15 protein-coding genes are annotated in these 18,113 nt (G+C 63.7%); 12 read left to right on the top strand and 3 right to left on the bottom strand.

Features of this window, described 5'->3' with window-relative positions:
* Together ACG873_RS29125 and ACG873_RS29120 are read left to right on the top strand one after the other, a co-directional pair.
* Complete coding sequence (locus ACG873_RS29125; protein WP_394889307.1) at nt 1-1,248, top strand: glycosyltransferase family 4 protein; 1,248 nt, start codon at nt 1-3, stop codon at nt 1,246-1,248.
* Nucleotides 1,245-2,381: a glycosyltransferase family protein gene (locus ACG873_RS29120; RefSeq protein WP_394889306.1), complete on the top strand. Its 1,137-nt coding sequence runs from the start codon at nt 1,245-1,247 to the stop codon at nt 2,379-2,381. The genes ACG873_RS29125 and ACG873_RS29120 overlap by 4 nt, the downstream gene beginning before the upstream one ends.
* Here ACG873_RS29120 and ACG873_RS29115 read toward each other — a convergent pair.
* Nucleotides 2,378-3,073, bottom strand: a complete 696-nt coding sequence (locus tag ACG873_RS29115; protein WP_394889305.1) for a class I SAM-dependent methyltransferase — start codon at nt 3,071-3,073, stop codon at nt 2,378-2,380. The two genes, ACG873_RS29120 and ACG873_RS29115, sit on opposite strands and share 4 nt — an antisense overlap.
* A 29-nt stretch (nt 3,074-3,102) precedes the next feature.
* Here ACG873_RS29115 and ACG873_RS29110 point away from each other — a divergent pair, with 29 nt between their 5' ends.
* The 4 genes from ACG873_RS29110 (at nt 3,103) to ACG873_RS29095 (ending at nt 7,959) form a co-directional block, all read left to right on the top strand.
* A complete protein-coding gene (locus ACG873_RS29110; protein WP_394889304.1) occupies nt 3,103-3,696 on the top strand; it encodes a hypothetical protein in 594 nt (197 codons plus the stop codon).
* A 7-nt stretch (nt 3,697-3,703) separates the two neighbouring features.
* Nucleotides 3,704-6,418 carry an ABC transporter transmembrane domain-containing protein gene (locus tag ACG873_RS29105; RefSeq protein WP_394889302.1) on the top strand — a complete coding sequence of 905 codons (2,715 nt, stop codon included), beginning with the start codon at nt 3,704-3,706 and terminating at the stop codon, nt 6,416-6,418.
* A 39-nt stretch (nt 6,419-6,457) separates the two neighbouring features.
* Nucleotides 6,458-6,922, top strand: a complete 465-nt coding sequence (locus tag ACG873_RS29100) for a cyclic nucleotide-binding domain-containing protein (RefSeq protein WP_394889301.1) — start codon at nt 6,458-6,460, stop codon at nt 6,920-6,922.
* 122 nt (nt 6,923-7,044) lie between these two features.
* A complete protein-coding gene (locus ACG873_RS29095; RefSeq protein ID WP_394889300.1) occupies nt 7,045-7,959 on the top strand; it encodes an MBL fold metallo-hydrolase in 915 nt (304 codons plus the stop codon).
* Here the strand turns inward: ACG873_RS29095 and ACG873_RS29090 are convergent.
* Nucleotides 7,904-8,650, bottom strand: coding sequence for a polysaccharide deacetylase family protein (locus ACG873_RS29090; protein ID WP_394889299.1), 747 nt, complete (start codon nt 8,648-8,650; stop codon nt 7,904-7,906). The two genes, ACG873_RS29095 and ACG873_RS29090, sit on opposite strands and share 56 nt — an antisense overlap.
* Nucleotides 8,647-9,732, bottom strand: a complete 1,086-nt coding sequence (locus ACG873_RS29085) for a glycosyltransferase family 4 protein (RefSeq protein WP_394889297.1) — start codon at nt 9,730-9,732, stop codon at nt 8,647-8,649. Before ACG873_RS29085 ends, ACG873_RS29090 begins: the two co-directional genes overlap by 4 nt.
* Before the next feature lie 93 nt (nt 9,733-9,825).
* On the opposite strand from ACG873_RS29085, the gene ACG873_RS29080 reads away from it, so the two are divergent.
* The 6 genes from ACG873_RS29080 (at nt 9,826) to ACG873_RS29055 (ending at nt 18,113) form a co-directional block, all read left to right on the top strand.
* Nucleotides 9,826-10,986, top strand: a complete 1,161-nt coding sequence (locus ACG873_RS29080; protein ID WP_394889296.1) for a DUF3095 domain-containing protein — start codon at nt 9,826-9,828, stop codon at nt 10,984-10,986.
* Nucleotides 10,987-11,065: 79 nt separating this feature from the next.
* The gene (locus ACG873_RS29075) at nt 11,066-11,884 is read left to right on the top strand and encodes an FkbM family methyltransferase (RefSeq protein ID WP_394889295.1); all 819 of its coding nucleotides are present in this window, start codon (nt 11,066-11,068) and stop codon (nt 11,882-11,884) included.
* Nucleotides 11,881-13,221, top strand: a complete 1,341-nt coding sequence (locus ACG873_RS29070; RefSeq protein WP_394889294.1) for an adenylate/guanylate cyclase domain-containing protein — start codon at nt 11,881-11,883, stop codon at nt 13,219-13,221. The genes ACG873_RS29075 and ACG873_RS29070 overlap by 4 nt, the downstream gene beginning before the upstream one ends.
* A 44-nt stretch (nt 13,222-13,265) precedes the next feature.
* Nucleotides 13,266-14,180 (top strand): polysaccharide lyase, encoded by a 915-nt coding sequence (locus tag ACG873_RS29065; protein WP_394893758.1) that lies wholly within the window; start codon nt 13,266-13,268, stop codon nt 14,178-14,180.
* 145 nt (nt 14,181-14,325) lie between these two features.
* Nucleotides 14,326-16,215 (top strand): ABC transporter ATP-binding protein, encoded by a 1,890-nt coding sequence (locus tag ACG873_RS29060; RefSeq protein WP_394889293.1) that lies wholly within the window; start codon nt 14,326-14,328, stop codon nt 16,213-16,215.
* Nucleotides 16,212-18,113 (top strand): ABC transporter substrate-binding protein, encoded by a 1,902-nt coding sequence (locus ACG873_RS29055; protein WP_394889292.1) that lies wholly within the window; start codon nt 16,212-16,214, stop codon nt 18,111-18,113. Before ACG873_RS29060 ends, ACG873_RS29055 begins: the two co-directional genes overlap by 4 nt.

Raw genomic sequence — 18,113 nt, 5'->3', positions numbered from 1 at the left:
TTGTCCGAACGCCGCAAGATCGCCGTGGTGCTGAAGGGCTATCCGCGCCTGTCGGAGACCTTCATCGCCCAGGAACTGCTGGGCCTGGAGCGCGCAGGGCTTGAACTCGTTCTGGTGTCGCTGAGAAAGCCGACCGACACCAAGCGCCACCCCGTGCATGACGAAATCAGGGCACAGGTGCACTACCTGCCGGAATATCTGCATGAGGAGCCGTGGCGGGTCTTCCGTTCGCTGCTCGTCTGCCTGACAAAACCGGGCTTTGCGCGGGCGGCGCGGGCGTTCATCTCCGATTTGCGGCGCGACCGCACGCGCAACCGCATCCGCCGCTTCGGCCAGGCCTCGGTGCTGGCCGCGGAATGGCCTGGCGACGCCGAGTGGCTGCATTCGCATTTCATCCACACTCCGGCCTCGGTCACGGCCTATGCCAGCCTGCTTCGCGGCGTGCCATGGACCTGCTCGGCCCACGCCAAGGACATCTGGACTTCGCCCGACTGGGAACTCGCCGGCAAGCTCGCTTCGGCGCGCTGGGTGGTGACCTGCACGCGGACCGGCTTCGAGCACCTCAAGGCGCTGGCGGGCGGCAAGGGCCGGGTGCATCTCAGCTATCACGGCCTCGACCTTGCCCGCTTCGGGCCTTTCGACGGCAAGCGGCCCGAGCGCGACGGTTCTGATCCCGCCGATCCTGTGCTGCTCGTCAGCGTCGGGCGGGCGGTCGAGAAAAAGGGCTACGACACGCTGCTCAGGGCACTGGCGCTGCTGCCGGCCGATCTTTCGTGGCGCTTCGAGCATATTGGCGGCGGCGAGCAACTGGACCGGCTCGAAGCGCTGGCCGACGAACTCGGCATTGCAGGGCGCGTCACATGGAAGGGGGCGCTGGCGCAGGAGGAGGTGCTGGCGCATTACCGCCGCGCCGACATTTTTGCGCTGGCCTGCCGGATCGCCGCGGACGGCGACAGGGACGGCTTGCCGAATGTGCTGGTCGAGGCGGCCAGCCAGAAGCTCGCCTGTGTTTCGACCAACGTTTCCGGCGTGCCGGAACTCCTGACTGACGGCGAGAACGGGCTTGTCGTGCCGCCGGACGACCCGCGCGCGCTCGCCAATGCCCTGGAGCGTGCGATCCGCGAACCGGCACTGCGAAAACGCCTCGGCGAGGCGGCGGACGGACGCGTGCGGGGGCATTTCGACCACATGTCGAGCATCCGCCAGCTCACGGCCCTGTTCGAGGAAGAGTGGCGCAAGGCGAAATGACACAACCCCGCGTCCTGTTTTATGTGCAGCATCTGCTCGGCATCGGCCATCTGGCGCGGGCAAGCCGGGTGGCGGCCGCACTCGCCGAAGACGGCTTCGCCGTCACCGTGGTGACCGGCGGAACGCCCGTGGCGGGATTTCCCGGCCCGGGGGTGACCCATGTCGCGCTGCCTGCGGTGACTTCGGGGGACCAGGGGTTCTCCGGCCTGGCCGATCTCGACGGCAATCCCGTGGACGAGGCTTTCAAGGAGCGGCGCCGCGACATGCTGCTGGCGCTGTTTGCCGAAACGCGGCCGGATATCGTGGTCATCGAGGCATTCCCGTTCGGCCGCCGCCAGATGCGCTTCGAACTCTTGCCGCTGCTCGACGCGATCTCTTCGGCCTCGCCGAAGCCGCGCCTGGTGACTTCGGTGCGTGATATCCTGCAGGAGCGGGTGAAGGCGGGGCGGAACGAGGAGAGCGCCGAACTTGTGGCTAAGCATTTCGACATGGTCATGGTGCATGGCGATCCTGATTTCGCCCGGCTGGACGAGACCTTTCCGCTTGCGGCCGGCTTTTCGGAGAAGATCGCCTATACCGGCCTTGTAGCCGGCCCCGAGCCCGAGCCTGCGGCGGAAAATCTCGACGTGCTGATCTCTGCCGGCGGCGGGGCTGCGGGCGCCGAACTCGCGCGTTCCGCGGTGGAAGCCGCCAAACTGCTGCCGGATTCGGGCAGATGGTGCCTGATCACCGGGCCAAATCTCCCGCAACCGGATTTCGACGCGGTGATGGCTGCCGCGCCGCCGGGTCTGGAAGTGTTCAAGTTCCGCAGGGATTTCGCGAGCCTGCTCGGCGGCGCGCGGCTTTCCGTATCGCAGGCGGGCTACAATACGGTCTGCGACATACTGCGCGCCGGCTGCCGTTCGCTGCTGGTCCCGTTCGCCGCCGGCGGCGAAACCGAGCAGGAGTTCCGGGCCGACCGGCTCGAGCGGCTCGGCCTCGCCTCCGTGGTCAATGAAGCCGACCTGACCGCCGCCCGGCTCGCCGAAGCGATCGCGGCGGCGCTGGCCGGCCCTCCTCCTCCACGTCATCTACTCGACCTGGAGGGAGTGCGACGCTCGGCTCAGGTCTTGCGCGGATTGCTTGCGAGCTAAACCGTCCCGATCAGCATGAATCTGGTGTATTTCTTCATCGGCAGCTCACCGGAAAACGCGATCTGGCGCAATCCGGCCAGCTTCTCGAACTCGTCGAGCGACGCGACGCAGGCAATATGGGTCGGTTCACTGAAATAGTCGTTGGACTGGAGCAGCACGCGCGTGCCGGACGGAAGCAGGCCAAGCCAGCCACGCAGGTCGGCTATGTGCTCGCAACTGGTGTTGATCACCAGGTCAGGCGCGCCTCCGGCATAATCGAGCCCATACATGTCCGCCGTAGCGGCGCGGAAGCGGTCCTTCCATCGGTCGTTCAACGTCGCCGCCACTTCGGCCACGCCCGGGTCGATGTCGATGCTGTCGATGGCATCGATGTCGAAACGAGGATCATCGAAGAACATCGCCGCGAGCACGCCGTACCAGCCGCCGACGATCCAGATGTTCGCGAATCGCCCGCCGCAGCTTTCGTAAAGCTTGTCGCGGGCCCACAATTTGCAGGCGACCTGCTTGTGGTTGAACGCATTGCCGACGTCGGCCTGCGGGTGCCTGGCGATGACTTTTGCGAGGCCGCCGACCAGAGAACAGCCGCAGTAGGCGGCGATTCCGCGGGTCAGGTCGAATGCTGTTTCGTGCCAGTCGGCGACGGTATCGGGCTGGGTAGCGTCCATGATGCACGTGTTGTAAGCTCCGTCCATCCGGGGTGCAACCAACGCAATCTGATCATATGAACCTGAAACCGTTCGAAGCCGTTCCGCCGCTCGACGGCGCCGGACAGGATCTGCCGCACCTGTCGGGTCCGGCCGCCGCGATACGCCAGGTGCTGGCGGCGCATTTCGTGCGCGAATGCCCGCATGTCCTCGAAATCGGCGGACATCTGCGGCCAGTGACCGGTTACCTCACGCATGCACCCCTGTCGGTGACGTCGATCGATCCGAAGACCGCCGAACACGAGGCGGAAGAACTCAATGGCCGGCCCTGCCGCGTTCGCCACATCGCCCGCAAGTTCCAGGATGTCGAACTCGACTACGCACCAAGGAGCTACGGCCTCGTGCTGCTCGGTTATTCGCTGAAGCCGTTCGGCAGGCGCGAACCGCTCGGGGAGCTCCTGTTCTCGCTGGTCGACAACGCCAAGGTCGTCGTCATCGACTACTCGCCGCAGGTCGACCGCGCCGTCTCGCAGGTTCCTGCGATCCTCGCCCGCCCGGCCCTCGCCAACCACTGCAGCTTCGAACTCAAGCTCGACGATCCGGAGATAGGCGACACACCCTTCGCCAGGCGGCGATTCCACGTGCTGCATCCTTCCGGCAAGGCGGCCTGAACCGCCGATGGAACCAAGCCTCGCCCGCTATATCTGGACGCATACCTGGAGGCAGCAGCTCTGGATACTGCTGGTCGTCGGTGTCTCGATGATCCCGTACTTCCTGTCTTTCGACCTGCCAAAGCTGATCGTGAACGGGCCGATACAGGGCCAAGGCTTCGAAACGCCCGGCGCGACGCAGACCTTTATGCGGATCGCGTTCGATCTCCCGTTGCTCGGTGAAACGGTGTTCTTCTCCGGGCTGCAGCTTGACCGCGAACGGACGCTTTTCGCGCTCAGCATGGTGTTCCTGGTCCTGGTCATCATCAACGGCCTGTTCAAGTTCTATATCAACACCTACAAGGGCCGCCTTGGCGAAAGGATGCTGCGGCGCATTCGCTTCGCCCTTGTCGATCTCGTGCTCAGGTTTCCTCCTGCCCAGTTCAAGCGGGTGAAATCGGCCGAAATCGCGACCATGGTGAAGGACGAGGTCGAACCGCTGGGCGGCTTTATCGGCGACGCCTTCGTCCAGCCGGCCTTGCTTGGCGGACAGGCGCTGACCGCGATGCTGTTCATCATGATCCAGAATTTCTGGCTGGGGCTGATCGCACTGGGCATCGTGGCGATACAGCTCGCCATCATTCCGCGCATGCGGCGGCGTCTGATCCAGCTCGGCCGTGAGCGGCAGCTGACCGCCCGGCAGCTTTCCGGCCGCGTCGGCGAAATCGTCGACGGCATCGGGGCTATCCACATCCACGACACGTCGAACTACGAACGGGCCGACATCGCGGCGCGGCTCGGCCGCATTTTCAAGATCCGCTACGATCTTTACCAGTGGAAATTCCTGGTCAAGTTCATCAACAATTTCCTGGCGCAGGTCACGCCATTCCTCTTCTACCTGATCGGGGGCTATCTGGCGCTCCAGGGCCGGCTCGACGTCGGGCAGCTCGTGGCGGTGATCGCGGCCTATAAGGACCTGCCCGGTCCGTTGAAGGATCTGATCGATTGGGACCAAGCGCGGCAGGACGTGCAGGTCAAATATGCGCAGGTGGTCGAGCAGTTCAGCATCGACCACATCGTCGACGCGCGCATCCAGGCGGTGTCTGTGGAAAGCAGCCGCGCACTCGATGCACCGCTGGCGGCGGTCAATCTGTCGCTGGTGGACGACAGCGGAGCAAAGCTCCTGGAGCGCGTCTCGGTCCAGATCAAGCCCGGTGAGACGGTGGCGGTGGTCGGCACTGCCGCTGGTGGCGCCGAGGCGTTCGCCGAAGCCTTCGCGCGGCTGATCTGGCCCGAAAGCGGCAAGATCGTCTCCGGCAACGCCGACCTGCTCGAACTTCCGGAAGCGATTTCGGGACGCCGGCTTTCCTACGCGTCGTCGGATGCCTTCCTGTCGCAAGGGACGCTACGCGACAATTTGCTTTACGGGCTGAAGCACGCTCCGTTGACCCCAACCAGCTATGACGGGGATGGCGCTATGCAGCGCAACTGGGAGATCGGCGAAGCGCGCAAGGCCGGCAATCCCGATTTCGACCTGAACAGCGACTGGGTCGACTATGCGGCTGCCGGCGCGACAGGACCGGACGACATACTGATGATCGCCCGGCCGGTGCTCGACGCCGTGGCGCTGTCGCGCGACATACTGGATTTCGGGCTCAGGGCGTCGGTCGACCCGTCGCGTCATAGCGAAATCGTCGCGCGGATCGTCGAATTGCGGCTGGCGCTGCGCGAACGGCTGGCGGCGGAGGAATTGAGCGGACTGGTCGTTCCGTTCGAGCCCGGCGCCTACAACCAGCAGGCGACGGTCGGCGAAAACCTGCTTTTCGGAACCGCGACCGGCCCGGAGCTTGCGGGTAAGGCGCTTGCGGCAAATCCATACTTCCTGTCCGTGCTCAAGTCGGCCGGCCTCGATGAGGTTCTTTACGCGATGGGTCTCGAGATCGCGGGCAACGCCATCGAACTGTTCAGCGACCTGCCGCCCGACCACCCGTTCTTCCAGCAACTCGCCTTCATGACAGCCGACGAGATTCCGGGCTACAAGGTGCTGCTGCAAAAGCTCAAGGGGCGCAGTTACGCCACCGTTTCGGAGGAAGACCGCGCGCAGATCATCATGCTGAGCTTCGCCTATATCGAGCCGCGGCATCGTTTCGGCCTTCTGACGGAGGATCTGATGGCAAGGATCGTCGACGCCCGCAGCCGCTTCTACGAGGGTCTGCCGGCTGGCCTTGCCGGCGCTATCGAGCGCTATGATCCGATGCGCTTCAGCACCGCGGCCAGCCTGATGGACAACGTCCTGTTCGGGCGGATAGGGCACAACCATCCGGAGGGGCCGGACCGCATCCGCTCGATCGTGCGCGAGATACTCGACAAACTCGGCCTCGAGGATGAGGTTCTGAGCATCGGCCTCGAATTCAACGTCGGCGTAGGCGGCAGACGCTTGACCGGCGCCCAGCGCCAGAAGCTGGACTTGGCCCGCGCGCTGCTGAAACGCGCCGATTTCATTATCCTCAATCGGCCCCTGTCGGCGCTGGACCAGCGCGCGCAGGACCAGATTGTGCGCAATGTACTGAAGGAAGCAAAGCGGGACGGCCGCAACCCTGCTATAATCTGGGTGCTGGCAAATCCGGCTGTGGCGCAACTGTTCGACCGCGTGATCGTTTTCCATAGCGGAGAATTGGTTGAGGATGGAACACACGCGACACTTTCCGAAGGAAACGGTATCTTCAGAGGATTGTTGTCCTGATGTTTTCGGACAGCTTTGATTGGGGCAAGGGATACGGTCATGCTTCTCAATGATGAAGTCGGAATGCTGCGGCGGGTTCCGCTGTTCTCGAATGTCGAGCCGGCCAAACTCAAGCTTCTGGCGTTTACGTCCGACCGCGTGAGCTACAATGCCGGCCAGATCCTGTTCCATCAGGGCGACGAAGGCGACGCGGCCTATGTCGTCCTCTCCGGCAAAGCCGACATCATCGTCGACTCGCCGAGCGGCCAGATCAAGGTTGCGGAGGTAGAACCCAACGAAATCGTCGGCGAGATCGCGATACTGTGCGACGTCTCGCGTACAGCCACGGTACAGGCGTCGGTTCCCCTTGAGGCGCTGCGCATCCGCAAGGACCACTTCCTGCGGCTGCTGCGGGAATTTCCGGAGATGACCATCGAGATCGTGCGGGTGCTTGCCGACCGGCTGGGCCACACGACCGCGGAACTGTCCGACGAGCGCAGCAAGGCGCGCCAGGCGAAGCACTAGACGCCCCCGGGCCGCGGACGCCGCGTAAGTTGAACGAAAGGCTGTGAGTTGCCTGTCTCGCTATATTGCGCCAGTCTGGCTAGGATGGCTCCCCGACGGAAGCCGACGGGCGAAGATATAGAATGAACGATGACTTGTTCCGGGTCCGATTCTGGGGAGTTCGCGGCAGCGTCCCCGTTTCGGGCGCCCAGTATCAGCGCTACGGCGGCAACACTATATGCGTGGAGATGCGCTGCGGGCCGCATACGCTGCTCTTCGATGCCGGCTCTGGCGCCCGCCCGGCCGGCGAGGAGTTGATGGCGGCAGGCGTCGACCAGTTCGACCTGTTCTTCACCCACTGCCACTACGATCACATCATTGGCCTGCCGTTCTTCTTTCCGCTTTACAATCCGCGCATCGGCGTCACGACGTGGTCGGGTCACCTCGCCGGCCGCATGACCACTCTGGAAATGGTGAGCGAATTCATGCGCCCGCCCTGGTTTCCGGTCGCCATGGAAGTGTGCCGGGCGTGTATCGGGACGCGGGATTTCGTCGCCGGAGACGTCCTGAAACCGCAGGCAGGCGTGACGATCAGGACCGGCAACCTCAACCATCCGGGTGGATGCATCGGCTACCGCGTCGAGTGGGGCGGCCGCGCGGTGTGCGTGATCAGCGATACCGAACATGAGCCCGGCAAACTCGATCCAGTCGTGCTGGCACTTATCCAGGATGCCGACCTGGTGCTCTACGACTGCACCTATACCGAGGACGAAATGCTGCGCAAGCGCGGCTACGGCCACTCGACGTGGCAGCAGGGCGTCAAGCTTTGCGAGGCGGCAGGCGCGCGCCGGCTGGCGATTTTTCACCACGATCCGTCGCGCACCGACGACCAACTCGCCGTGATAGAGAAAGAGGCAATGGCAGCCTTTCCTGGCGCATTCGCCGCTCGCGATGGGCAGACGCTCGAATTTCCGCGATTGAAACTGTCCAAGCCGTCGCCGCTCAGGCAAGCAACTCGCCAATCGACCGCCAACGGCAAGCGCCGTTCAGTGCGGTGACCTCGAACAGGCGGTCGAGGAACGCCCAAGCAGTCTCGTCGTGCACCAGATGATGGCTCAACAGGCCGACGGGACCGCCCTCGCCCCGGAATGCACGTTCGAGCTGCTCCACGATTTCAGAAATGAGCGCCGCATGGTCGCGGCCCCCTCGACTGCCGCGCCAGTCCATGATGTCCACGGTGCTGTTTAGCATGGGAATCGGGCTCGGCCCGGGAGCGCCGAACACAGACAATGCCGCGAAGCCGATGCCTGCCAGGTCCGGCAGCAGATCCGCATCTATCCTGTTCCATGGCGGCACAAGCAGTGGCGCGAAGCGGCCTGCATGCAGTCGCTCCAGGCGCGCAACGCCCTCGGCGAGTTCCCCCAGCACGATTTCTCGGGGGCGATGACGCCCCAGTTCCTGCTTCTTCTCGCCTTCCGGCGCATGGTTTTCGTGCGACCAGCCATGCACCGCCACCGTCACATGCGCTTCGCCAGCCAATCGTCTCGCAAGAGCTTCGCCCGTCGGAGCGGGAACGACCGCCAGCACAGCCGGAACGCCATGGGTGGCGGTCATACGGAGCAGCCGGTCGAGCGGGGCGGTTGGCTCGACGGCGTCATCGTCGCGCAACCAGAACTCAGCGGTTCGGCCGGCCTGACGCCAGCGCGCCAGTTCGGTCGTCAGCGGTTGCCAGGTTTCGTCAGATCTCATGCACGGACCTTCGGCAGGATCATCGCCAGACGCTTCGCGGCTGCCTCGAGCGAGCGTTCTTCGAAAACGAACCGCCGGGCAGCCGCGCCTAACTCCAGACTTTCAGTTTCATTCGTCAGCAATCGCTCAATGGCTCCGGCGAGGGCAGCGATGTCGTCTGCCGGTGTAAGCAGGCCAGTTATGCCATCCCGGACGACCTCCGGCACGCCCGCTATATGTTGAGCCACTACAGGCAGACCTGCCGCCTGGGCCTCGAGATAGGCAAGCCCATAGGCTTCGCCGCAACCCGGCCAAACATAGATGCCCGCCCCTCGCAGCAGGTTCGGCACTTCCGCCGGCCGCCTTTCGCCCAGCAATTCGATACGAACGGGTGCGATGCGCGAAAATTCCGCTTCGACCTCCGCGCGGCAGGCGCCGTCGCCGACAACCGACAGCCGCCACGGCAGGTGTGGGAGCATTTCCAGCGCCCTTGCGAGCATCCTGTAGCTTTCCATCTTGTCGCCGGGGCGCATCATGCCGACGGCGATCAATTTGGATGGGTCGGAACCCGTCGGCGGCGCAGCGAAGGCCGAGACCTCGATAAAGGGCGGCAGCATCTCGAAGCGGCCCTGCGGCGCGATTTCGGCCAGTCCATCCCGATCCCGGGCTGTGAAGCAGATGTTCAGCGCCGCGCTCTTCACCGTGTCCGCCAGCCGCGCCTGGTTTTCGGCCCACGTCCCGATATTTCGACGGGCCGAATATGAGGCTTCCGCGGTGACGTAGGGAATGGCGAAGCGGGCGGAGAGCCTTGGCCCGATGAGGTCGGGCGCCTTGTAATAGGGATGGTAGCAGAACCAGAGGTCGGGTTTTTTCCCGGTTTCCCACAAGGCCGACAGGCGGGCGATTTCGTGCTCCGCTTCGGCCAGGGCCGCGGCATGCGACTCGACCGTTGGGTTCGCGGAGAAACTGCGAAACTCCGAGGCCAGTTCGACCGTATTTCCAGCAAGTTCCAGCGCCGCCTTCAGCATCCGCGCCATCTGGCGGTCGCCGGACGGCACAGGGTGATCCGGCGATTTGAGCGGGGCGTAGTAGGCAATTCGCATGGCGCCACCTATCTGGTGAATCAGCGCCAAGTCAATTTCGGGTCACCTCGGATTGATCGCCAGCCAGCGGGGAGGTGTGCTATTTCACAGACCATGGAAAACAAGCTCCTCGATCGACCGTTTCTAGACACGCTGCCGGTGTTTGCGCAGTTCGAGGGCGTGGCAGACGCCGACAATTACCGCGCGCTGCCCGACGACTGGTCGCTGGCCACAGCCGATATCGTCGACTCGACCAAGGCGATCGCAGCCGGAGGCTACAAGTCGGTCAACATGGCCGGTGCGAGCGTGATTTCGGCGCTGCTCAATGCGCTCGGCCGCCGCGATCTGCCCTTCGTGTTCGGCGGCGACGGGGCGCTGGTCGCCTTCCCTGCCACGGCCACCGCGACGGTCCGCGAGACGCTGTCGGCTGTCCAGGCCTGGGTGGCGGACGAACTGGACCTGACGATGCGCGCAGCAATCGTGCCGATAGCCGACATCCGCGCCCGGGGACTGGACGTTCGTGTGGCGCGGTTCCAGGCCAGCGGCGAGGTTTCCTACGCCATGTTCACAGGAGGCGGCGCCAGCTGGGCGGAAGCCGAGATGAAGGCCGGCCGTTTCAGGATCGAGGTTGCCCCGTCGGGCACACGGCCGGATCTGGCCGGATTGTCGTGCCGCTGGAACCCGATCGAGGCGCGGCATGGCGAGATTGTCTCGATCATAGCGGTTCCGGGCGCGGCAGGCAGCGGCAAGGCGTTCCAGCAATTGGTGGCCGACATCGTGACGCTGGCCGCAGAGCAGGACCGCGGCGGCCATCCGGTGCCGCCGGAGGGACCAGGTTTCAGCTTTCCGCCCGAGGGGCTCGAGGCCGAGGCGCGCGCGCTGGCGCCCAAAGGAAAACGGTTCTGGCCGAAACTGATGATCCTGGGCCAAACCGCGCTCATCGGCGTGCTTTCGAAGTTCCGCATGTCGCTTGGGCGGTTCGATCCGCTTCAGTATCGGAGCGATGTCGTCCGGAATTCCGATTTCCGGAAATTCGACGACGGCCTGAAGATGACGGTCGACCTCGACCCTGAGCGGCTGCGGCGGATCGAGGAGCGGCTGGAGCGGGCCGAACGGGAAGGGGTCTGCAGTTATGGCTTGCACCGGCAGGATTCGGCGCTGATGACCTGCATCGTCGCCACGCCGCTGCAGCGCGACCACATCCACTTCATCGATGGCGCTTCGGGCGGATATGCAATGGCCGCCACAAGTCTGAAAGCGAAAATGGCAGCTTGATCTGGCGACGGCGACCCTGTTACGGGCCGCCGGCGCCACCTATATGAAAACTCCAGATTGCAATCCCGAGCCGAATTTCATGAGCCGGACACTCGAACCCGCGGAGCCGATCGCAACTGTCGACGTCCGCTATGCCGGACGTACCGTGTCGCTTCCGGACATGTGCGAATATTCGAAGTTCTACGGCAAGCTTGCCGGCGGGTGCTGGGAGGCCAACACCTTCGCCACGCTTGCGCGCAATCTCGACCGCGATACGGTGCTGGTCGATATCGGCGCATGGATCGGCGTGACGCCGATGTGGTCGGCCCAGATCGCCAGGAAGGTGATCGCGGTCGAACCCGATCCGAAGTGCGTCGCAATTCTCAATTGCCTTACACCGGCGGCCGGCAACGTTACGGTCATCGAAGGTGCGCTCACCGACCGCAACGAGGTCGCCATCCATGCGGTCGACGGCTTCGGCAGCTCGGAAACCAGCGTTCTCGACATAGGTGACGGCGCGCAGGCATCCGTCCGCGGTTTCGGCATCGACGAAATCATGCGCCATGCCGAGGGCGCGCCGGTCTTCGTGAAGATCGACATCGAAGGCTATGAGTACGAGATCGCGCCGGAGCTCTCGAAGCTTCGAAATTACCCGCTGCGCGGGTTGCAGATCGCGGTCCACCCTCAGCTTTACGAGAAAAGTCTCAAGGGCAACCGGCTTTGGCGGAGGCTGCGGACGGCATGGGCGACGTGGCGGCTCGGGCGGCTTCTGGGCCGTTTCATTCCAGGGCCCACGCTCCACAAGTTCGAGGGCCTCGGGTCCTACATTCTGGGGGGAATATTGTTTCGCGGCAAACCAAAGGGAGCGGATTTCGTATTCGAGCGCAATTCCGCTCCAACCTCCGAGGACAAACCATGAGCACCACACATGCGGACGTTTCCACCATCCTTCTGGACAAGGTCGCCGACTGGCTGACGCATTCGTCGCTCGCAGGCGACGACCTCGAGACCATGGTGCGGGGCTTTTGCGAGAGGCTGGCTGGAGCGGGTCTTCCGCTGGTGCGTGTCCATATGTCGTTTTCCATGCTGCACCCGCTCTACGATGCCCTCGGCTTCACCTGGGAGCGCGCCAGCGGCATGCATGTCGAGGGCTTTCGCAAGAAGCCGGGCGAAACGCCCGAGCGGTTCCTGCGCAGCCCCTACTACCATCTCCTGAACAACAATCTGGATCACCTGCGGCGCCGCATCGATCCCGAGGCGCCTTCCGAATTCCCCATTTTCGACGACCTCAAGCAAATGGGCGTCACCGATTATCTGGCCTTCAGGCATTCGTTCAGCGCAAATTCCAACCAAGGCATGCTCGGATCGTGGTCCACCGACAGTCCCGGCGGATTCAGCGAAAGCGCGATCGCGGCGCTGCTGCGCATCCAGAACCATCTGGCGGTGGCAGCCAAGATGGCGGTGCTCAACAAGCTCGCCGACAACATGCTCACCACCTATCTCGGGGGCGACGCCGGCAAGCGTGTGTTGAACGGCCAGATCAAGCGCGGCGAGGGAGACACGATCTGCGCGGCGCTGGTGATGGCCGACATGCGCGGCTCGACCATACTGGCCGAGAGGGAGGGGCGCGAGGTCTATATCGAGACGCTAAACCGCTTCTTCGACGCCATCGCGGCGCCCTTCAACCGCCGGGGCGGCCAGATCATGAGCTTTCTCGGCGACGGCTTCCTGGCCGTCTATCCCTGCGACAGGCACCGGGAACCTTCTGAAATGGCCTGCCGGGCGGCGCTGGCCGCGGCTTTCAAGGCCAGCGCGCGAATGGCGGATCTCAACGAGGAACGGAAACAGAAGGGTCTCGCGGAAATCGGCTACGGCATTGGGTTGCATGTGGGCAACGTAATGTTCGGCAATGTCGGCCTGACCGACCGGCTCACGTTCTCGGCATTCGGCTCGGCCGTCAACGAGGTGCAGCGGCTGCAGATGCTGACGAAGAAATATCCTCAACGCCTCATCGCCAGCAAGGATTTTGCAACCTACACCGGTGGAGGATGGGTGACGCTCGGCAAGGAGAAGCTGGCGGGCGTCAAGCAGAAACTGACGGTGCTCCACCCCGATGTTTCCGACGTCGATCTCGCGGACGAGGACGGCTTCGAGGTCACCTACGACAGCATGTCGGACGCCGAGCAACTGATGCTCTTGATTCGCGGAGGTGGCCAATCCATGATCGAAGTGAACGGGGGCAAAAAGTTGCAATGAATAATCGAACAATCCGCTCCGTCGGCCTGGCGGCCGCCATTTGCATGTGCTGCCAGTCGGGCGCGTCGGCTAATTCGGATGTTCTAATCGATGGCTTCGACGGACCGGATTTTTCCGAGGACGGCGGGCTGTACTACAAGGAAAATTTCGAGCAGAGCGCGGGTCGCGTCGAGTTCCAGAGCGCGGTGACGCGCAATGGCGGCGGCGCGCTGAAGCTGAGCATCAAGCCGCTCTGCGGGGCGGACGCGGATGGCTGCAGCGAGCGCGCCGAAATCTGGGAAAAGCCCAAGTTGCGCGTGCCCTACAACCAGGGTGTCTGGTATGGCTTTGCGGTCAAGCTTGCCGATCCAGTGCCGAATGATGACCATCGTTATCTGATCGCGCAGTGGAAACGGGAGATCGATCCGGGCGCTGAGGGCGATTTCAGCCCGTTCCTCGCCCTGCGACTGAGACAGGGGAAACTGTTCGCCACGGTCGAAACCAACTATATCGCACCAGCCGACAAGGGCGTGGAAGACGTCGCGGCAAACTGCTCGACCGGCGGAACGCCGGTCTGGCTGCGTCCCGAAACCAACCAGATGCGCGCGCTTGTGGCGACGGACGCCTCCTGGGGGCCGGAAGACGGCCTGCTGTTTCACGCCTGCACCGACGCCATAAAGATCATCGACCACGGCAACAAGCTGCCGGCCCCCGATTCGGGCTGGATCGACTTTGCCATCTTCACCAAACCCGGGCCTGACGGCTCGGGCCACATCGAGCTTTACGCCAACGGCAAGCCCGTCGTGACCATCAAGGGACATATCGGCCACGCCGACCAGGGTCTGGGCAAGAACCAGTATTTCAAGTTCGGTCCTTATCGCGCCGCGCACACGACGGAGTGGACGGTGTATTACGACGACTTCCGCCGCTCGCCGCGCTGCGTCGACGTGCTTGCCGACGCACCGTGCCCGATGCAGTGATCCCACAGCGTACAGCATGCCGTCCAATGTGTTTATTTTATCGATCCCTAACACTAGGCAGCCCTAGAACCGTACGATAATCTCCGGCTCGTCGAGCAGCAGACACGGGGAAGTTCAGCGCTCTGACAGGGGAACTGTGCGGGCGATGAATTCTGTTGCTGATCTTTTAAGGATCGAAGACCTCGGCATATCGTTTGCCATTGTCGGCGGCCCGGTCCATGCCGTGAAAAGGGCCAATCTGCGTATCCTTCCCGGAAAGGTGACGGCGCTGGTCGGCGAATCCGGTTCCGGAAAGTCGGTCATCAGCCAAGCCGTGATGGGGATTTTGCCGCAGTCGGCGCGCGTGCGCGGACGCATCCTGTTCGACGATCCCGAAAGCCAGTCAGGGCCGGTAGATATCCTGAAGATGCCGCGCGACGGACCTGAAATCAGGGCGGTGCGCGGAAGCCGCATCGGCAAGATCTTCCAGGAACCGATGACCTCGCTTTCGCCACTGCACACAATCGGCGATCAGGTCGGCGAGGTGCTGAAAATCCATGCCGATATGTCGAGCGCGGAGATCAAGGACCGCACAGTGGAGATGCTCGGCCTGGTCGGCTTTCCCAATCCCCGCCGCGCCTACGACATGTACCCGTTCGAGCTTTCCGGCGGCCTGAGGCAGCGCGCGATGATCGCGATGGCGTTGATCTGCCGGCCGGCGCTGCTGATCGCCGACGAGCCGACGACCGCACTGGACGTGACCATCCAGGCCCAGATCCTTCAATTGCTGCGCGACCTACAGAGCAAGCTCAACATGGCCATGCTGCTCATCACCCACGATCTGGGCGTGGTGGCCAATGTCGCCGACGAAGTCGTCGTCATCTACCATGGCGAGATCATGGAAGCCGGGCCGGTCGAGGCGATCTTCCGCAGGCCGGGACATCCCTACCTGAAGGGGCTGATGGCGGCCGTCCCACATTTCGACATGAAACCTGGCGAGCGGCTCAAGGCGCTGCGCGAGGTGCCGGTAAACGTCGAGAACCTGCTCGGAAAGCAAAAGACGGCGCAAGGCGGTTCGGAGATCCTGCTGTCGGTCTCCGGCGTGACCAAATCGTACACCACGCGAAAATCCCGCTGGTTCGGCAAGAGTGCCGAAGTCGCTGTGCGCGCGGTCGACAATGTAAGCTTCGACATCAAGAGGGGCGAGTGCCTCGGTCTGGTCGGCGAGAGCGGCTGCGGCAAGACCACCGTCAGCAAGATCCTGATGCGGGCCGTGACCCCCGAAGCAGGTTCCGTCGTCTTCAACAGCGACCACGGGCCGATCGATGTTCTTGCGGCCGAGGGCAAGGCGCTGCGGGTCCTGCGCACGAAGATCCAGATGGTCTTCCAGGATCCGGTGTCGTCGCTGTCGCCGCGCATGACCGTCCAGAACATATTGAGCGAGCCGCTGGAAATTCACGACCGCGGCGACGCCCACACGCGCCTGGATACGGTGCGTTCGCTTCTGCAGGCTATCGGCCTCGACCAGACCTCGATCAACCGCTATCCGCACAGCTTTTCGGGCGGCCAGCGCCAGCGCATCGGCATCGCGCGCGCCCTGGCGCTCGGACCCGACCTGCTCATCTGCGACGAACCTGTCTCGGCACTGGACGTTTCGGTGCAGGCGCAGATATTAAATCTGTTGAAGGATCTGCAGAAGGAACTTGGCCTGACCTACCTGTTCATCTCGCATAATCTTGCCGTGGTGGACTACATGGCCGACCGCATCGCGGTGATGTGCGGCGGGCGGATCGTCGAACTCGCTCCCCGCGAGACGCTGATGAAACGACCGGTTCACCCCTATACCCGCTCGCTTCTCGCGGCTGTCCCGTTCCCCGACCTGGACCGGCCGCTCGACTTCAAGACACTCCATGCCAGCGGGGCATCCGACACCAGCGCCTGGGCGCCGCAGTTTCGGGATGATGGCGACGAGGATGCGCTGCAGCCCGCCGACCTCGGCGATGGCCACCTGGTTCTGGCGCGGCAAAGCGTCGACATTCGGGAGCTACGGCCATGATCACGCGGCGAACAGCCCTTGGCGTCATTGCTTCGGTGACACTGCCCGGGGTTCTTCGCGCCGCCGACCGGGAGCCCGAATTCCTGAGGGCCCGGCTGGACGAAGGCAAGCTGCCGCCGGTCGCGCAGCGCCTGCCGCGCACGCCGCGCATCGTCAAGGTAGCGTCGATGGGGCGCCAGCCCGGCCGGCATGGGGGGACAGTGCGGACTCTCATCGGAGGCCAGAAAGACATCCGGCTGATGACGATCTACGGCTATGCCCGGCTGGTCGGCTACGACGAAGCGCTCAACCTGCAGCCCGACATCCTTGAAAGCTTCGAGAGCGAGGAGGACCGGGTATTCACCTTCCGGCTGCGCGAGGGCCACAAATGGTCGGACGGCAGCCCGCTGACGCCGGAGGATTTCCGCTACTGCTGGGAAGACGTCATCAACGACGAGGATCTTTCGCCGGACGGGCCTTCCGCTGAGTTGCTGGTGGACGGCAAGGGTCCGACCTTCGAAATCATCGACCCGCTGACGATCCGCTATAGCTGGCACGCGCCCAATCCGGACTTTTTGCCACAACTCGCCGCAACGCAAGCGCTGAGCATCGTGGTGCCGGCGGCCTATCTCAAGCAGTTCCACAAGAAATACCAGGACGAGGCGCGGCTCAAGGAGCTGATGAAGGAGAACAAGGCCAAGAAGTGGACCACGCTGCACATCCGCATGGCCAGGCAATACCGCCCGGAAAATCCTGAACTGCCGACGCTCGATCCCTGGCGCAACACCACGAAGCCGCCCGCCGAGCAGTTCGTTTTCGAACGAAACCCGTTTTTCCACCGCGTCGACGAAAACGGACTGCAACTTCCCTATATCGACCGCTTCGTGATGAACGTCAGCTCGTCGTCCATCATCCCCGCCAAGACCGGCTCGGGCGAGAGCGACCTGCAGGCTATAAACATCGATTTCACCGACTATACTTTCCTGAAGGACGCGGAGAAGCGCTATCCGGTGAAGGTCAGCCTCTGGAAAAAGACGCTGGGTTCGCGCCTGGCGCTCCTGCCCAACCTGAACTCGGGCGACGCCGTCTGGCGGCCGTTGCTGCGCGACGTAAGAGTACGGCGCGCGCTGTCGCTGGCGATCGACCGGCGCGAGATCAACATGGCGGTGTTTTACGGGCTGGCGACGCCGAGCGCCGATACGGTGCTGCCCGACAGCCCGCTCTTCCGCCCGGAATATGCCGAAGCCTGGATCGCGCACGATCCCGACCAGGCTAACGCGCTGCTCGACCAGGCCGGGCTTCAGACCCTCGACGACGACGGCATCCGCGTGCTGCCGGACGGGCGCCGGGCACAGCTGGTCATCGAAACCGCCGGCGAAAGCACACTCGAAACCGACGTGCTGGAACTGGTGACGGACCATTGGCGCAACGTCGGTATCTCCCTGTTCATACGCACCTCGCAGCGTGACGTGTTCCGAAGCCGAGCGCTGGCCGGCCAGATCATGATGTCGATCTGGTCGGGCATAGACAATGGCGTGCCGACCGCCAACATGAACCCCGGGCAACTGGCGCCGACAGGCGACGAACAGCTGCAATGGCCGGTATGGGGCATGCACTATGTCTCGAACGGCGAACAAGGCGCGGCGCCGGACCTGCCCGAAGCCGCGGAACTGCTGCGGCTGCTGAAGGAATGGCGCCATACGGCGACCATGCCGGAACGGGCCGCCATCTGGCACAAGATGCTGTCGCTCTACACCCAGCAAGTGTTCTCGATCGGCATCGTGAACGGCACGCAGCAGCCGGTGCTTGCCTCGACCCGCATGCGAAACCTTCCCGAGCAGGGGCTCTACGGCTTCGATCCAACCGCCTATTTCGGGGTCTACATGCCCGATACGTTCTGGCTGGCCGAGGAAACCTGA

Origin of the sequence: Allomesorhizobium aridi, from assembly GCF_043769475.1 — a bacterium.
Classification (GTDB): Bacteria; Pseudomonadota; Alphaproteobacteria; order Rhizobiales; family Rhizobiaceae; genus Allomesorhizobium.
Note: the sequence above shows the minus strand (reverse complement) of the source record. Positions and strands in the feature narration are given on the sequence as shown.

Excerpts from the sequence above, each read along its gene's own strand:
- ACG873_RS29075 (WP_394889295.1), top strand. The coding sequence starts at position 11,066 with ATGAGCCGGACACTCGAACCCGCGGAGCCGATCGCAACTGTCGACGTC.
- ACG873_RS29095 (WP_394889300.1), top strand. The coding sequence starts at position 7,045 with ATGAACGATGACTTGTTCCGGGTCCGATTCTGGGGAGTTCGCGGCAGC.
- ACG873_RS29105 (WP_394889302.1), top strand. The coding sequence starts at position 3,704 with ATGGAACCAAGCCTCGCCCGCTATATCTGGACGCATACCTGGAGGCAG.
- ACG873_RS29090 (WP_394889299.1), bottom strand. The coding sequence starts at position 8,650 with ATGAGATCTGACGAAACCTGGCAACCGCTGACGACCGAACTGGCGCGC.
- ACG873_RS29115 (WP_394889305.1), bottom strand. The coding sequence starts at position 3,073 with ATGGACGGAGCTTACAACACGTGCATCATGGACGCTACCCAGCCCGAT.
- ACG873_RS29070 (WP_394889294.1), top strand. The coding sequence starts at position 11,881 with ATGAGCACCACACATGCGGACGTTTCCACCATCCTTCTGGACAAGGTC.
- ACG873_RS29080 (WP_394889296.1), top strand. The coding sequence starts at position 9,826 with ATGGAAAACAAGCTCCTCGATCGACCGTTTCTAGACACGCTGCCGGTG.
- ACG873_RS29110 (WP_394889304.1), top strand. The coding sequence starts at position 3,103 with ATGAACCTGAAACCGTTCGAAGCCGTTCCGCCGCTCGACGGCGCCGGA.
- ACG873_RS29085 (WP_394889297.1), bottom strand. The coding sequence starts at position 9,732 with ATGCGAATTGCCTACTACGCCCCGCTCAAATCGCCGGATCACCCTGTG.
- ACG873_RS29120 (WP_394889306.1), top strand. The coding sequence starts at position 1,245 with ATGACACAACCCCGCGTCCTGTTTTATGTGCAGCATCTGCTCGGCATC.
- ACG873_RS29100 (WP_394889301.1), top strand. The coding sequence starts at position 6,458 with ATGCTTCTCAATGATGAAGTCGGAATGCTGCGGCGGGTTCCGCTGTTC.
- ACG873_RS29055 (WP_394889292.1), top strand. The coding sequence starts at position 16,212 with ATGATCACGCGGCGAACAGCCCTTGGCGTCATTGCTTCGGTGACACTG.
- ACG873_RS29060 (WP_394889293.1), top strand. The coding sequence starts at position 14,326 with ATGAATTCTGTTGCTGATCTTTTAAGGATCGAAGACCTCGGCATATCG.
- ACG873_RS29065 (WP_394893758.1), top strand. The coding sequence starts at position 13,266 with ATGTGCTGCCAGTCGGGCGCGTCGGCTAATTCGGATGTTCTAATCGAT.